The following is a 15,661-nucleotide window of genomic DNA, read 5'->3' as shown; positions in this document are numbered from 1 at the left end:
TCCAGACCTCGGGCCGCTCGCTGCACGCGCAGGAGATCGACTTCAACGACATCCGCACCACCCTGCAGGCCCTGATCGCGATCTACGACAACTGCAACTCGCTGCACACCAACGCCTACGACGAGGCGATCACGACGCCGACCGACGAATCGGTGCGCAGGGCATTGGCAATTCAATTGATCATCAACCGCGAATGGGGCCTGGCCAAGAACGAGAACCCGAACCAGGGCTCGTTCATCATGGAGGAGCTGACCGACCTGGTCGAGGAAGCCGTGATGCAGGAGTTCGAGCGCATCGCCGAGCGCGGCGGCGTGCTGGGCGCGATGGAGACCGGCTACCAGCGCGGCAAGATCCAGGAAGAGTCGATGCTGTACGAGCACCAGAAGCACGACGGCACCCTGCCTATCATCGGCGTCAATACCTTCCGCAACCCGCACAGCAGCGGCGCCCCGGCGACGATCGAGCTGGCCCGCTCGACCGACGACGAGAAGCAGTCGCAGCTGACCCGCCTGGAGGACTTCCACCAGCGTCACGCGGCACAGGCGCCCGCCGCCCTGGCCGCGCTGCAGCAGGCCGCGATCGACAACGAGAACGTGTTCGCCAGGCTGATGGACGCGGTGCGCGTCTGTTCGCTGGGCCAGATCACGACCGCGCTGTTCGAGGTCGGCGGCCAGTATCGCCGTAATATGTAATCCCCCCTCGCTTCCCGCGGCCGCCTGGCTGCGGGAAGCGCATCCCCGCCCTCCGCAATTGCAAAAATGATAAGGCCGCGCCAGGCGGTCCGGTCGACATATTGCTGCGCATTCCATGGGCGTCCTCACGCGGACCCACCTACAATGGAGTCATCAACGATTCGCGGAGCACTGTATGCCGATCAAGCCCGAGCAACTCGCCGCACTGATGCAGGAAGTCGAACAGGAAGATCCGATCGACTTCGCCGACCTGCCCTTCCCCGAAGACGAGCTGCGCGAGCTCGTCGCCACCCACCTGTGCGAGATGGCGGCCTCGATGGAGAACTTCAGCACCGAAGACCGCCTGATGACCCTGCTGGCCGTGTCCGCCAAGCTGGTGCTGGAAAACCTGGTGCTGCACGTGCAGCTGCTGCGCCGCCATGGACTGCCGGTCAGCGACAACGTCGAGGCCCTGCTGAGCCGCCTGCGCAAGGGCGACGCTTGAGCAACGGCTAGCGCCATGCGCTATTGAGCAACTGGCAAGACCTCCCTGCAACAGGGATGTTTATTGCGTCACTGTTACGCTACCCCATAAGGTATTATTGTCGTTGAGGAAACTCGTTGCCCGGCTTCCGGGCCCTCCAGCAACGCGATCACACCGAAAAGGAAAAGAGGAACAATCCATGCCGCGTCACCACAAGCTCACCCTTACCGCAGCACTTGTCTCCGGCGCCATCCTGCTGGGTTCCGGCCTGGCCGGCTGTAAACAAACCGAATCGACCGCGACCCTGCTGGCCGAAGCGAAGGCCTACCAGGAAAAAGGCGACCGCAAGGCGGCGATGATCCAGCTGAAGAACGCCGTGGCGCAAAGCCCGGAAGATGGCGAAGCCCGCTTCCAGCTGGGAGCGCTGCACCTGGACAGCGGCGATCCCGCCTCCGCCGAGAAGGAATTGCGCAAGGCCATCAGCCTGAATGTGCCGGGCGATCGCACCCTGCCGCTGCTGGCGCGCGCCCTGCAGGCGCAAGGCCAGCCCGAGAAGGTGCTGGAACTCGTCAGCGCCGACGGGGCGAAGGGTTCGGCAACGCTGCTGGCGCTGCGCGGCGACGCCTTGCTCGACCTGCGGAAAGCCGACGACGCCAAGGCGGCCTATGAGCAGGCGCTGCAGGCCGACGCGGCCAGTGGCGCGGCCCTGATCGGCATGGCCCGCTATGCGGCGTATACCCAGGACAAGGCCGGCGCCGAACGCTATGCGGCCGAGGCGGTGTCCAAGGACGCCGGCAATGCGGACGCCTGGCTGTTCCAGGGCGGCATCCTGCGCGCGCTCGGCAAGCCCGACGAGGCGCTGGCCGCCTACGACAAGGTGGTCAAGCTGCGTCCGCACGACCGCAGCGCCTATGTCGAGAAAGCCTATATCGAGATCAGCCAGGGCAAGTTCGACGCCGCCCGCGCCGACATCGAGGCGGCGCGCAAGAACGCCCCGGGCAACCTGCTGGCCACCTATGCCCAGGCCCTGCTCGACTACACCCAGGGCAAGCACAGCCAGGCCCGCGACTCGCTGCAGCGCGTCCTGAAGAGCGCACCGGAGCACATGCCGAGCATCCTGCTGGCCGGCGCGGTCGAGCTGAACCTGGGTTCCACCCAGCAGGCCGAGCAACACCTGCGCAAATACCTGGATACCTTCCCGGACAACGTGTACGCGCGCAAGCTGCTGGCCCAGGCCCTGCTCAAGAATTCCCAGCCGAAGGATGCGGTGGAAGCCCTGGCGCCCGCCCTGAAGAATGCGGGCGACGATCCGCAACTGCTGGCGCTGGCCGGCCAGTCCTACATGCAGGTGCGCGACTTCGACAAGGCCACTTCCTATTTCGAGAAAGCCAGCGCGCTGGCGCCGAAGGTCGCGGCGATCCGCACCTCGCTCGGCCTGTCGCGCATGGGCCAGGGCGACCAGGCCAAGGCCATCAGCGACCTGGAACTGGGCGCCAGCCTGGATCCGAAGTCGATCGACGGCGGCATCGCCCTGGTGCAGGCGGAACTCGGCATGAAACGCTATGACCGCGCGCTCGCCTCGGCCCAGCAGCTGGCCCAGCAGCAGCCATCCAATCCCCAGGTCCAGGCCATGATCGGTGGCGTGTACCTGGCCAAGGGCGACGCCGCCAACGGCCGCGCCGCCTTCGAGCAGGCGCTCAAGCTGCAGCCGACCTTTTATCCGGCCGCCGCCAGCCTGGCCGAGCTCGACATGCGCGAGAAAAAGGTCGAGGCCGCCAAGGCGCGCTTCACCACCCTGCTCAAGGCCGATCCGAAGCACATCGGCGCGATGGGCGCGCTGGCCGACATCGCGACCTTCGAGAAAAAGCCCGAAGAAGCCGCCAAGTGGCTGGAGCAGGCCCGCAACGACAACCCGAGCGCGCCCGGCCCGATCCTGAAGCTCGGCGCGCACTACCTGGCCCACAAGGACAACCAGAAGGCCCTGACCCTGGCGCGCAAGGCGGTGACCGAGCACCCGACCGATCCGGACCTGCTCGACCTGCTCGGCCAGGCCCAGCTGGCCAACGAGGACGGCGCCGGCGCGCTCGACACCTACAGCAAGCTGACCAACGTGCTGCCGAAGTCGGCAATGGCCCAGTACCGCCTGGCCAACGCCCATATGGCGCTGAAGAACGAAGGCGCCGCTGCCGACGACCTCAAGCGCGCACTGGCGCTGCAGCCGGACTTCCTGCCGGCCCACCTGGCCCAGGTCGAACTGGCGATGCGCAGCAACAAGCCGGCGCTGGCGCTGGAAAGCGCACGCGCCCTGCAGAAGCAGCCGCGGAATGCCCCGATCGGCTATGTGCTGGAAGCCGACCTGCTGGCGCGCGACAACAAGCAGGCGCAAGCGCTGCCACTGTATGAAAAGGCGTTCGCACTGCAGCCGAACTCGAAAGTGCTGCTGAGCATCCACCGCTCGCTGTCCGCCAGCGGCAAGGAAGCCCAGGCCGACGCCCGCCTCAACGAGTGGATGAAGAAGCAGCCGGACGACCTGCTGGTGTCCAGCTATCTGGCCGAACGCAGCCTGGTCAAGGGCGACCTGAAGCAGGCGGCGGCCCAGTTCGAAACGATCCTCAAGAGCACGCCGAACAACCCCATCGCGCTGAACAACCTGGCCTGGGCCTACCAGCAGCTGAAGAATCCGAAGGCGCTTGAAACCGCCGAAGCCGCCTACCGTCTCAGCGGCGACAATCCGGCGGTGATGGATACCCTGGGCGCGATCCTGGTCGAGAACGGCGACCTCAAGCGCGCCGTGCCGCTGCTGCAGAAAGGACTGAGCCTGGCGCCGGGCAGCGGCGACCTGCGCCTGCACCTGGCCCAGGCCCTGATCAAGTCGGGCGACAAGGCCGGCGCGAGGAAGGAACTGGAGGTGCTGGCGACGAAGGGAGTGGGCCCCGGCGTCAACCAGGCGAAGGAACTGTTGAAAACCCTGTAAGCAGCAAGAACGACGCCACCGAAAGGTGGCGTTTTAGCATCGTATGTTATATTTCTGCAATGTCTTAATGGCATCTTTGTGTCTTCGGTGCTAGCATACAGGAGCCGCCTTCCCGGGTGCACCGCGCCTACCCTTTGCGGAAAGAGAATATGACAACGCTAAATTCAACAGAATTAAAAGATTTGATCTCGGAAACGGGGGATGCACGATACGGCTCAGCTCCGGAAGGCGAAAATTCCCCCTGTGATAGGATCACCGATGTGGCCATCAACGAAAAATCTTTCGGGATTCGGGTCGCCGATACGGATAATGGGCGCAGTAAAGCCAGTCTGCTGATCAATAAAATGTATGCGTGGCGCGGCTATGCAGGAACCCACCGGCTCGACGACGACCCCAACCGCATTACCCTGTCTGCCTCCGACCACGGTGAAGTGGTCGGCACGGTCACGCTCGGCATCGATTCCGGCGTCGGCTTGCTGGCCGACGAGATCTTCAAGGACCACATCGACCATTTCCGCAACAATGGCGGCAAGGTCTGCGAGATCACCAAGCTGGCCTTCGACCCCAAGGTGCGCTCGAAGATGGCGCTGGCCTCGCTGTTCCACATCCTGTTCATCTACGGCCGCCGCATCCACAACTGCACCGATGTGTTCATCGAGGTCAATCCGCGCCACCGCCGCTTCTATGAAACCATGCTCGGCTTCACCCGCCTGGGCGAACTGCGCACCAACCCGCGCGTGAACGCGCCTGCCTGGCTGCTGTGGAGCAGCCTGGACCACGTGCAGGAACAGATCGAGCGTTTCGGCGGCACCAGCAACCACCCGGGCAACGAGCGTTCGCTGTTCCCGTATTTCTTTTCTCAAAAAGAAGAAGAAGGCATCGCGCGACGCCTGATGTCGCTCGGCTGACGCCCGCAGGCCTGCGCCTCAGGCCTGCGGCGCCGCGGCCAGCAGGCCGCGGGCAGGCGGCCGCCCTTCGAAGCGCTCCAGGATCGGCAGCACCAGCCGGCGCATGAACAAGCCCACCCCGCCCCACAGGGTCACGAACCACAGCGGCACCCCGCCTGGCGGATTGCCCGGATACGTCCAATTCCCGCTGAGCACGCCCGAGTATTCGATCAGGGCGCCCAGCACGACCATGTAGCCGGTATAGGCCAGGTCTTCGCGCTCGTGGAACAGGATGAGCCCGAGGGCCAGCAGCGTGCCCGTCACGGCCAGCAGGGTGGTGCCGTCATGGATGGTGGCGAAGGCCGCCGAATAGCCCAGCGCCAGGGCCCAGACCGCGCCGCGGCGGTCGTGGGCCGCCTTCCCGCCCAGCACGCGGCGCGTGTGCAGCAGATAAAAGCCCCACATGAACAATTCCCATACCGGCATCCTGAGCACGTCCGGTTCGGTGAAGGCGAAGATGCCCTGGGCCAGCGACGCGGCGTTCATGCCCGTGAAGAACACGCATGCCACGGCGAAGAAGACGGCTTCCACCCTGCCCAGGGAGCCGAAGGTCAGCGCCCAGACCGCCACCAGGGCCGCCAGCTTGCCCGGGTTGGTGGGTACGAAGGCCAGTACCGCCATTACCAGTGGCACTTGTAATAACAAACGGAATGGAATTTTCATATCTTCAAGTAAACATCGGCCGGGTCAAGCTTGTCAATGCTGCGAAAATAAAAAGCGCCTCCTCGGAGGCGCAAAAAAGGCCTCCGAAGAGGCCTTGTCCGTGAAGAAGGAGAACGATCAGTTCTTCTTCTGGCGGCGGCGCAGGGAGACGCCCATGCCGACCATTGCCAGGCCCATCAGCGACAGGGCGCCTGGTTCCGGCAGGGCATATGCCTGGCCCGGATCGTCGATGCGTGCGCCCAGGATGTTTTCGCCGCCGTTCCAATTGGCGTTGTAGTTGTAGCTGTTCTTGAAGCGCAGGTCACGCAGGCCCAGGCGGTTCGCGAAGTAGTCCGAGTTCAGCTGGTCGGTCCACAGGCCGACCTTGCTGGTGTCCACCGAAGCGTAGGAGTCTGCCTGGCCCGAGAAGCCATTGCTGCTCGGTACGGTGCTGCCGACGATGGTGTTGATATTGTTGCTGTTGTCCATGCCGGTATCGAAGAACAGGCGGGCCAGGAAGGTGCCCTCGGTGAAGCCGTTCGCGCAGTCATAGCCGCAACGAATGCCCGGGTTGATGACGTCGAGCGTGGTCTTCGACATGCTCGACAGGTCGCGCCAATACAGGTCCATGTAGCCTTTGGCAGCCGGGAACGGATTGGTGGCCGAGGCCTGGCCCTGCTCGATGCCGTAGAACATGCCGGTCACCTGACCGCCGCCCAGGCCGTTCACGAAGAAAATGTCGCCGGTCGGATCGATCTGGTCGTTCGGAGTGTTGACCGAACCTTTTTCCATGGTCGAGATGGTGAACACGCCCCAGTTGATTTCCTTGCCATCTTTCCAGGTGCTCGCGCCATTGACGGCGATCTGCTCCTGACCAGAGAACTTCAGGTAGATCGGGCCCGGCGGCAGTTCAGTTGCAGGTGCAGCGTACGCGCCGAAGCTCATTGCAGCGCCAAATGCGAGAGCGAGAATCTTTTTCATGCTTTCTCCAAGATGTGAATTCTGTTAATTGATTAGCGACACCGACGACAACTATTTAGCAATTGCCGTGCCAGGCGCTAGGAAGAATTCCGCAAGTCATTGAAGAAAATGAACTTTTTTATAAGATTGTAAGATTTCTCTTACAACATTAAAAAGGGCTTGCTCGACAATTGTAAAAATTCCCGACAAGCAGTTAACGGTGGACGGCATCACCACGTATTGACACCCCTGAACCATCGATATCGCACGTAAATACGGGAAATGGAGGCAGCCATGCCGGCCGGCCGCTGCGGGCGGCGGCCGGGAACTGCTTGAGGGAGAGGTGACGGCGGGGTCTAGCGATACCGGCCGGGCGCCAGCAGGTCGTGCGGATCGAGTTCGCGCCGCAGGCGTTCGTGCAGTTGCCGGGAGTCCGGCGTCAGCTCCGCCAGCCCGGCCATGGCGCCGATCGCCACCCGGTACGGGAACCAGCCCTGCTCGCGGCCGCGCACGATCAGTTCGCGGTAGCAGGCATGCGCCGCCTCGACCGCGGCGGGCGAATCGCGGTCGAACAGCAGCGGGACGGTACTGTCGAACAGTTTGTCACTCAGGGAAGTGAAGGTCAGCAGCGGCTCCATGCCGTGCGCGCGCGTGACCGCGCCGACCATGTCGACATAGGCGCGCGCGCCCTTGGCGCGCATCGGCACCAGCGGCGCGTACCAGATCAGGCCGCAGCCGTCGCGGGCCGGGTTGCGCGGCGCCCCGCTGCTGCCGGCCGGGTTGCGCCAGTAGGCCAGCGGCAGCGCCGTCTCGTTCGGCCGGCCCTCCACCAGTTCCAGCGAACGCGCCAGGGTGCCCGCCGTGCTGGCCAGGCGCTGCCCGGCCGCGCCCGGCAGCCAGCGGGCCAGGCGCAACAGGGTATTCGCATTGTCCTGGCTCAGGAACACCAGGCGGCTGGCGACGCCCTTCAGGGCGGCCCGGATTTCCTTCTGCGCCGCGGCCACCATGCGCCGCGTTCCGTACAGGGTGCCGAAGCCGGTCCAGGGAAAGATCTGGTACTGGCGGCCCAGCTCTTCCACCAGCGCGGGCGGCATCAGGCCGTCGGGTCCCAGGCGGTCGGCCGGATATGGCGCCGACATCGCCAGCACCCGGTGCCGGTTCATCAGGTTCAGGCCGGCCACCGTGCCGGGCAGCCTGCCCAGGATGGCGCGGATGCGCTCGATCGCCGGTTCGAGCAGCGCATCATCCTTCAGGCTGAACAGGCAGACCTTGACCGCTTCCGGACGCCGCGCCAGCAGGATGCTCATGCGCGTGACGATGCCCAGGCCGCTCTGGGTGAACAGCCCGGCCGAGTAGGCGCCGATGCCCCACTTGAACAGGCGCGCCAGCTCTTCGCCGCCGGCCTCGCGCATCGCGGTGCGGTAGCGGCTGCCGTCGGCCAGCACCGCCTCGAGGTCGGTCACGGCGGCGAAGTGGTCGGTATGGGGCGTCACCCCATAGCCGCGCTCGAGCGCATTGCCCAGCAGGCTGCACTCCGGGCCGGCGCCGGTGGTCGGCACCATGAAGGGATAATCGTGACGGTCCAGGAACTCGGCCAGCATGCCCTGGGTCACCCCCGGCTCCAGGGTCACCACCCCCATCTCGGGATCGAAATGGAGGATCTGCGCCAGGCCGGAAAGGTCGAGGATCACGCAGTGTTCGGATACCGCCAGCGCGCTGCCGTAGCCCCAGTTGCGGCCGGTGCTGATCGGATGCACCGGCGTCCGGTGGCGCTGGGCGATGCGCATCACCTCCGGCAGCAGGGCGCTGTCGAGGATGCGCAGCGCGGCCGGGACGACCCGCTCGATGCCGGTGGTGTCGCGCCCGTAGGCGGCGCTGGCTTGTTCAGAGGAAAGAACTTGTTGCGGGCCGAGCAGGGCCCGCCACTCGGCGACGGCCGCCTCGAGCGGAAGATGGACGATCTGCATGGTCAGGCGTGTCTTCCGCTCGCCTGGAGTTGGTGGTTCAGCTGTTCGATGAGTTCGGTGGCGGCGCTGACGATCTGGCCGGAGGCGAAACCGGCCTTGGTCATCTCGCGGAAGAAGGCGCGCGCCAGGATGCGCGCCACATCCTCGGGATTCTGGTAGGCGGTGCGGACCTGCTCGCCCACTTTCTGCTGGGCTTCCTGCGCCAGCGCCAGCTGGGCGAAACGCGAGTCGAGCACGCGCTGCAGCTGGGCCACCTGGATCGACTTGCCGATCAGCGAAGCGATGATGTCGAGCAGGGCCAGGTCGTTGGGGTCGAAGCGGGCGCCCGAGACATTGACCACGCCGATGATCTTCTCGCCGATCCGCACCGGGGCCGACATCAGGGCGCGCCCGGCCGCCTCGGGCCGGCGCGCCAGCAGCGCGAACTGCGAATTGCCGATGTCTTCGACGAACAGCGCCTGGCCGCTGACGAGGACGTGGCCCGAGATGCCCTCGCCCTTGCCGATCGAGGCGTGCAGGGCCGTGTCCGGCAAGTCGCCATGGCTGGCGTACATGCTCATCCGGTAGTCCTGGCCGGTGCCGCTGTTGAGCAGCATGATCGAGCAGTACTCGGCGCCGACCAGCCGCGCCGCCTGTTCGCTCTGGCGCTGGAGGTTATCCTCCAGGCTGCCGCTGGCGAGGAACTGTTGCAGGTCGTGCAGGCGTACCAGCTTGTCCGCTGTTTCCATGTGTGCTACCCGTCAGGTAAAAAGTGGCAAAAAAAACTAGCTTAACAATTATATTTTGTTAAGAATATGCCATTCTTCACCGACGCACCAGCCCTGTTCACACCACGGTTCACAGCTTGAGCCAGATCAAAAAGCTTAAAAGAAGCTTTCCGGGATCACCAGGATGTCGCCCGGGCGCACCATCATGTTGGCCGACACGTCGCCGTCCTTCAGCAGGGCGTCGAGGCGCACAGGGATTTTTTCCTGCTTGCCGTCGACGTTGCGGACGATGGTCGCCTTGTCGCCGGCCGCGAATTCGGTGATGCCGCCGACCGCGATCAGCACATCCATCACCGACATGTCGCGGCGGTAAGGCAGCGCCTGCGGACGGGCCGCCTGGCCGATCACGCGGATCTGCTCGTTGAAATTGCCGACGAAGTTGGTCACGATCACGGTGACCACCGGCTGCTGGATGAACTTCGCCAGCGCCTGTTCGATGTCGCGCGCCAGCTGGGTCGAGGTCTTGCCGGCTGCCGGCAGGTCTTCGACCAGCGGCGTGGTGATCTTGCCGTCCGGGCGCACCGGGACCGCCATCGAGACTTCCGGATTACGCCAGACGATGATATTGACGCTGTCGCCCGGACCGATCAGATAGTCCGGATTCACCGGCGCCAGGGCCGCCTGGGTCGGCGGTACGGTGCTGGCGCAGCCGCCAAGCAGCAGCAGGCAACCGGCGGCGCCCGCCACCGCAGCATGTTTCATCAGGTGCATCATCTTGCTCACGTCGCTTCCCCTTCCGCAGCGCCAACGCGGCTTACCCGCGCAGCATCCTCGACATCCAAAAATTGTAATTTAGCCATCAACAGGCGTGGTGTATTGTATAACATAGTCCCGGCCGAATTGCTGTATACGGTTGAAATAGTTTCATGATTGTCACTTGCGCTGCAACAGTTCGTGCACATGACGTGCCGGAACCGCATAGGTGATGCCGCTGGGCGCGGTAATCGCCGTCTCCTTCAGTCCTTTGACAAACACGGCATTGATGACGCCCAGCACCGACCCGGTCGCGGGATCGTAGACTGGGCTGCCGCTGTTGCCCGGATAGGCGGTGCCGTCGAGCTGGAAAATCGAGAAGGAGGAGCGTTGCAGCTGGGCGATGGCGCGCGCGTCGAGCCGGCGCGCATCGAGCGAAGGCCGCACGATCGGCGTGATCGCCGCCACCGAGGCCCGGTGGGTGGCGGGATACAGGCCCAGCAGCATGCCGAGCGGGAAACCGGTGAACGCCAGCTCCTGCCCTTCCGCCACGCTGTCGGAGTCGCCCAGCCGCAAGGCCGGCAACGGCGTGCCGGTCAGGCGCAGGTGGGCCAGGTCATGCTCGCGGTCGAGCGCGACCAGCCTGGCGGGACGGAAGGCCACGTTGGCGCCATCGCCGACCACCACGCCCAGTTCCTCCATGCGCGCGGCGTTCAGGGTGTCGGGCACCACGTGGGCATTGGTCACCACGCTCAGCCCGTCGCCCACCACGAAGCCGGTGCCCACGAAAGTGACCGCGGGACTGCGCGTCTTCAGGTGGGTGCCGATCCCGAGCACGGATTTCTTCACCGCCGCGACGGTCTGGGCCAGGGTCTCGGCGGCAACCGGAGCGGACAGCATGAGGCTTGCAAACAACAGGGCGGGCAAACGGAACGTCATTAAGGATATTGTCATACGCACATCACATTCATCAGCTACACCTCTTCTGCAAGGGCCGAACCGCCCGGGGCACGAGCGCGCGTTTCAATCGTGCAGGGGCTTTCCAAATTTAAACATTACAATAACGAAGTTTTATTTTCAGCAACTAATTGCTATCTTCTCATAGTCGCATTGTCCACTGTCGTGCCCCGCAAAAAAATTTAGTTAAATACAACAACCCGTTTTATTGAATGTTTGCGATAATGCAACAATATGGCGCGTAGGGCAGGCTGGCGGTAACGATATGTTCGTTGCATAGAGGTATTTTTGTTGCAAACAGTTTGCACTGTCGCGTCGCAAATGCGCAATTTAGAAAGCCCTAATTGCAATTGATGGGTGTACAAGCGATGATGCAAGAATGTTTATTTTGTTGAGCCCGGCGCTCCGCCCGGAACCTGACACGCGAGACTGACAAGATGGCCGAAATTACAGCCCTGATCCTTACTTTCCTCAAAGCCATTGGTAAATACCGCTGGCATGCCGTCGTCATCACCTGGGTAGTCGCACTCGCCGGCTGGGCGGTCGTGTTCAAGCTGCCCAACCAGTACGAGGCTTCGGCCCGGGTGTATGTCGATACCCAGAGCATCCTCAAGCCTTTGCTGGCGGGCATGACTTCCTTGCCGAACCTGGACCAGCAGGTCCTGTTCATGCGCCGCACCCTGATCAGCCGCCCGAACGTCGAGCGCGTGATGCGGATGGTCGACATGGACGTCAAGGCGCGCACGCCCAAGGAGCAGGAAGACCTGATCGAGGACGTGATGTCCCGCATCAAGATCGCCGGCACCGAGCGCGAAAACATCTACACGATCAGCTTTACCGCGCCCACCGCCAAGGAAGGCAAGGACGTGGTGCAGGCCTTCCTGACCATCTTCGTCGAGGGCAGTTTCGGCGGCAAGAAGCAGGATTCGGAAAAGGCGGTGCAGTTCATCGATGACCAGATCAAGAGTTACGAGGAACGCCTGGCCACGGCCGAGAACAGGCTGAAGGAATTCAAGATCAGGAACGTCGGCATGCTGCCGAGCCAGGGCGCGGACTTCGGTTCACGCATGATCGCGGCCACCGATGCGCTGAACTCGGCGCGCCTGGAACTGGCCGAGGCCGAGCAGGCCCGCAACGCGATCCGCCGCAAGATCTCGGGCGAAGGCGCTCCCGGCGACCGCATCGACCCGTCCATGGCCGACCCGGCGCTGGAAGAGCGCATCGCCACCACCGTCAAGACCCTCGACGCCCTGCGCACCCAGTACACCGAGCAGCACCCGGACATCGTCGCCCAGCGCCGCCTGCTCGAGCAGCTGCAGGCGCGCAAGCTCGAGGACTCGAAGAACCGCAAGCCGAGCATGGACCCGGGCGCCAGCTACAGTCCGATGCTGCAGCAGCTCACCGTGGCGCTGTCGGAAGCCGAAGCCCGCGTCGCCTCGCTGCAGGCCCGCGTCGCCGAGTACAGCACGCGTGCGGCGCGCCTGCGTACCCAGAGCACCGAAGTGACCGAGATCGAGGCCCAGCTGGCCCAGCTGAACCGCGACTACCAGGTGAACCACGAGAATTACCAGAAGCTGTTGCAGCGCCGCGAATCGGCCAAGCTGTCGGGTGACCTGTCCTCGGCCACCGACATGCTGACCTTCCGCGTGATCGACCCGCCGACCGCCCCGGCGCTCCCGAGCGGCCCGCACCGCCTGCAGCTGTTCTCCCTGGTGTTCATCGGCGCGCTGTTGGCCGGCCTGGCCGGCGCCTTCCTGTTGAGCCAGGTGCGTCCGACCTTCCTCAGCCAGGCGACCCTGCGCGAGGTCACCGAGGTGCCGGTCCTCGGTTCGATCAGCATGAACTGGACTGCCGAGCAGACCGTCCGCCGCAAGCGCCGCCTGGTCGCGCTGGCCGGCGCGGTGCTGCTGCTGTTCGGCACGTATGGCGCCGGCGTCGCCGCCATGCTGGTCCGTCCCACGATGTAAGGTAGTCAAGGAGCGAATGTGAGCATTATCGAAAAAGCAGCCAGCCGCATCGACCAGCAGCGCCAAGCCGCTGCCCCGGTTCCGGCGGCCAAGTCCGCGGACCAGGCGCCCGTTGCCGACTCCGCCGCCGCCGATGCCGTGACGGCCCAACCCGTGGCCGCCGCAGCCGCGGCGCCCGCCTCGCCACCGCCCGCAGCCCATCCGCAAGCCGCCCGCGGTGGCGCCGCCCCGAGAGTGGCCGCGCCAGGCGCCGCCACGCCTGGCCGCCAGAGCACCCGCAAGGTCGACCTGGACCTGGGACGCATGCGCGACCTGGGCCTGGTCACCGCCGCCGGCGGGCGTACCAACCTGCTCGAGGAATTCCGCATCATCAAGCGTCCGCTGCTCAAGCGCGCGTTCGCCGAGCACAAGCCGCACGAGAATCCCTCCAACCTGATCATGGTGACCAGCTCGCTGCCCGGCGAAGGCAAGACCTATTGCGCGATCAACCTGGCCATGAGCATCGCCATGGAACTCGACCACACGGTGCTGCTGGTGGACGCCGACGTGGCGCGCCCGTCGGTGCTGCGCACGCTCGGCCTGCCGGCCCAGCGCGGCCTGATGGACATCCTGCTGGACGACAAGCTCGACCTGTCGGACGTCATGCTGCGCACCAATGTCGACACCCTGTCGATCCTGCCGGCCGGCACCAGCACGCCGCGCGCCACCGAGCTGCTGGCCAGCTCGACCATGAACGCCATGGTCACCGAGCTGGCGAACCGCTATCCGGACCGCGTCATCATCTTCGATTCGCCGCCGCTGCTGCTGACCAGCGAATCGCGCGTGCTCGCCAGCCACATGGGCCAGATCGTGGTCGTCGTGGAAGCGCAGACCACGACCCAGCACGCGGTCCAGGAAGCGCTGCGGCAGCTGGATGGCATGGGCAACGTCAACCTCATCTATAACAAGACCAGGGACATCCCCGGCATCGAAGAGACGTATGATTATCACTATGGCTAAACGGCAGGGCCGGGCGCCGCTGCGCCTGGCGCCGCTGGCCGCGGCGGCAATGCTGCTGGCGGTGCAGGCGCAGGCGCTGGCGCAGACCGAGACCCCGGCGCTGGCCCAGGCGGAAACCCCGGCGCAGGCGCCCGTGCTGGCGAAGGCCGGCTGGCGCATCATCCCCACCATCGGCATCACCGAAACCTGGACCGACAACGTCACCCTGCAGAGCGACAGCGCCCTGAAGCACAGCGACCTGGTCAGCCAGGTCACGCCCGGCATCACGGTCGTCAACCGCAGTCCGCGCCTGAACGTCTCGGCCTCGGCCCAGTGGCACCAGTTCGCCTACCTGCACGGCATCGCCAACAACACCCGCGACAGCCAGCGCAGCTACAGCGGCGCGCTGCAGAGCGTCCTGGTCCAGGACCTGCTGTACCTCGACGCCTCGGCCTCGCGCGGCCAGCGCAGCGTCTCGGCCTTCGGTCCGCAGCTGACCAACGACCTGTACATCCTCGGCAACCGTACCGAGGTCAAGACCTGGAGTTTCAGCCCCTACCTGGTACAGCGCTTCGGCAATATCGCCAACATGCAGCTGCGCTATTCGCGCGATTCGGTCGACAGCAACCTGAACCAGGGCTTCGGCAAGTCCGACAGCGACAACGTCAGCGCCAGCCTGGCGAGTGGCGCCGCCTTCAGCACCCTCGGCTGGGGCCTGAACTACTACCGCCAGGACCTCGACAGCGACCGCCTCGGCGAGACCTCGACCGAGAACCTGGCGGCGAACCTGAGCTACCGCCTCACCGCGCGCCTGGCGCTGACCGCCAACGCCGGCTACGACCGCTACGAATTCGCCGGCCCGGGCGGCAGGAACGAAGGCCGCAACTGGTCGGGCGGCGTGATCTGGAACCCGTCGGCGCGCACCAGCCTGCAGGCCGCGCTCGGGCGCCACTACTACGGGCAGACCGGTTCGGTGCTGGCCAGCCACCGCAGCCGCTACACGGTGTGGAACATCAGCTACAGCGACGCGATCACGACCTCGCGCCAGCAGTTCCTGCTGCCGTCGGCGCTCGACACCACCGCCCTGCTCGACCGCCTGTTCAGCACCGCCTACCCCGACCCGCTCGAGCGCGAGCGCGTGGTGGCGGCCTACATCGAGGCGACCGGCCTGCCGCCCAGCCTGGCCGACAACGTGAACTACCTGAGCAACCGCTACATGCGCCAGAAGGCGCTGCAGGCGACGGCCGCGTTCCGGCGCGCGCGCACCAACGCGGTGCTCAGCCTGTATTCCAACCACCGCAACGCCCTGTCCGACCAGCAGAGCGACAGCGAACTGCTCGGCAGCCTGCTGACCACGCTGAACGACAACGTGCGCCAGCGCGGCCTGCGCGCCAGCTACACCTACCAGATGAATTCGCGCTCGAACCTGATCGCCAGCTGGAACATCAGCCGCAGCCATTCGCTCACCACCGACATCCTCGACCGGCAGCGCGTGCTGCGCGTGGGGATGACGCGCCGTCTCGGCCAGCAATTGCTGGGCAAGGTCGAATTCCGCCGGCGTACCGGCAACGTCGGCACCACCAACAGCAGCAAGTATGAGGAGCACGCCATTTCGGCGAGCCTGTCCATGCAGCTTTAAGCGGAAGAGTCAGCG

At 65.0% G+C, this 15,661-nt stretch carries 13 protein-coding genes; 7 read left to right on the top strand and 6 right to left on the bottom strand.

Annotated elements, in window-relative coordinates; translation table 11 throughout:
- The 4 genes from H162_RS0120725 to H162_RS0120710 all read left to right on the top strand — a co-directional run.
- On the top strand, positions 1-692 hold a 692-nt coding region (locus H162_RS0120725), incomplete at its 5' end, for a methylmalonyl-CoA mutase family protein (protein WP_026354894.1).
- A gap of 175 nt (positions 693-867) precedes the next feature.
- Positions 868-1,176 carry a hypothetical protein gene (locus H162_RS0120720; RefSeq protein WP_020655413.1) on the top strand — a complete coding sequence of 103 codons (309 nt, stop codon included), beginning with the start codon at positions 868-870 and terminating at the stop codon, positions 1,174-1,176.
- 178 nt (positions 1,177-1,354) lie between these two features.
- Positions 1,355-4,129 carry an XrtA/PEP-CTERM system TPR-repeat protein PrsT gene (gene prsT / locus H162_RS0120715; RefSeq protein WP_020655412.1) on the top strand — a complete coding sequence of 925 codons (2,775 nt, stop codon included), beginning with the start codon at positions 1,355-1,357 and terminating at the stop codon, positions 4,127-4,129.
- Positions 4,130-4,278: 149 nt separating this feature from the next.
- Positions 4,279-5,037 (top strand): GNAT family N-acetyltransferase, encoded by a 759-nt coding sequence (locus H162_RS0120710; RefSeq protein WP_229452161.1) that lies wholly within the window; start codon positions 4,279-4,281, stop codon positions 5,035-5,037.
- A gap of 18 nt (positions 5,038-5,055) precedes the next feature.
- Here the strand turns inward: H162_RS0120710 and H162_RS0120705 are convergent, their stop codons facing one another.
- The 6 genes from H162_RS0120705 to H162_RS0120680 all read right to left on the bottom strand — a co-directional run bounded on the left by H162_RS0120705 (position 5,056) and on the right by H162_RS0120680 (position 11,005).
- Positions 5,056-5,697, bottom strand: a complete 642-nt coding sequence (locus H162_RS0120705) for a DUF2878 family protein (RefSeq protein ID WP_020655410.1) — start codon at positions 5,695-5,697, stop codon at positions 5,056-5,058.
- Between the two features lie 159 nt (positions 5,698-5,856).
- A complete protein-coding gene (locus tag H162_RS0120700) occupies positions 5,857-6,699 on the bottom strand; it encodes a PEP-CTERM sorting domain-containing protein (protein ID WP_156885723.1) in 843 nt (280 codons plus the stop codon).
- A 335-nt stretch (positions 6,700-7,034) separates the two neighbouring features.
- Entirely contained in the window at positions 7,035-8,645 is a 1,611-nt protein-coding gene (locus H162_RS0120695) for an FAD-binding oxidoreductase (protein WP_020655408.1), read from the bottom strand.
- A gap of 2 nt (positions 8,646-8,647) precedes the next feature.
- Positions 8,648-9,373 carry a GAF domain-containing protein gene (locus tag H162_RS31430; RefSeq protein WP_020655407.1) on the bottom strand — a complete coding sequence of 242 codons (726 nt, stop codon included), beginning with the start codon at positions 9,371-9,373 and terminating at the stop codon, positions 8,648-8,650.
- 135 nt (positions 9,374-9,508) lie between these two features.
- Positions 9,509-10,126, bottom strand: a complete 618-nt coding sequence (locus H162_RS0120685; protein WP_229452165.1) for an XrtA/PEP-CTERM system exopolysaccharide export protein — start codon at positions 10,124-10,126, stop codon at positions 9,509-9,511.
- 159 nt (positions 10,127-10,285) lie between these two features.
- Positions 10,286-11,005, bottom strand: coding sequence for a S1 family peptidase (locus H162_RS0120680; protein ID WP_020655405.1), 720 nt, complete (start codon positions 11,003-11,005; stop codon positions 10,286-10,288).
- Positions 11,006-11,499: 494 nt separating this feature from the next.
- On the opposite strand from H162_RS0120680, the gene H162_RS0120675 reads away from it, so the two are divergent.
- The 3 genes from H162_RS0120675 to H162_RS0120665 are packed head-to-tail and all read left to right on the top strand — an operon-like array spanning position 11,500 to position 15,646.
- Entirely contained in the window at positions 11,500-13,029 is a 1,530-nt protein-coding gene (locus tag H162_RS0120675; RefSeq protein ID WP_020655404.1) for an XrtA system polysaccharide chain length determinant, read from the top strand.
- Between the two features lie 18 nt (positions 13,030-13,047).
- Positions 13,048-14,028 carry an XrtA-associated tyrosine autokinase gene (locus H162_RS0120670; RefSeq protein ID WP_020655403.1) on the top strand — a complete coding sequence of 327 codons (981 nt, stop codon included), beginning with the start codon at positions 13,048-13,050 and terminating at the stop codon, positions 14,026-14,028.
- Positions 14,021-15,646: a TIGR03016 family PEP-CTERM system-associated outer membrane protein gene (locus H162_RS0120665; RefSeq protein WP_020655402.1), complete on the top strand. Its 1,626-nt coding sequence runs from the start codon at positions 14,021-14,023 to the stop codon at positions 15,644-15,646. Before H162_RS0120670 ends, H162_RS0120665 begins: the two co-directional genes overlap by 8 nt.
- Positions 15,647-15,661: the final 15 nt, after the last annotated feature.

The organism is Massilia niastensis DSM 21313, assembly GCF_000382345.1.
GTDB lineage: Bacteria > Pseudomonadota > Gammaproteobacteria > Burkholderiales > Burkholderiaceae_D > Telluria > Telluria niastensis.
This window is presented reverse-complemented; position numbering and strand designations above follow the sequence as displayed.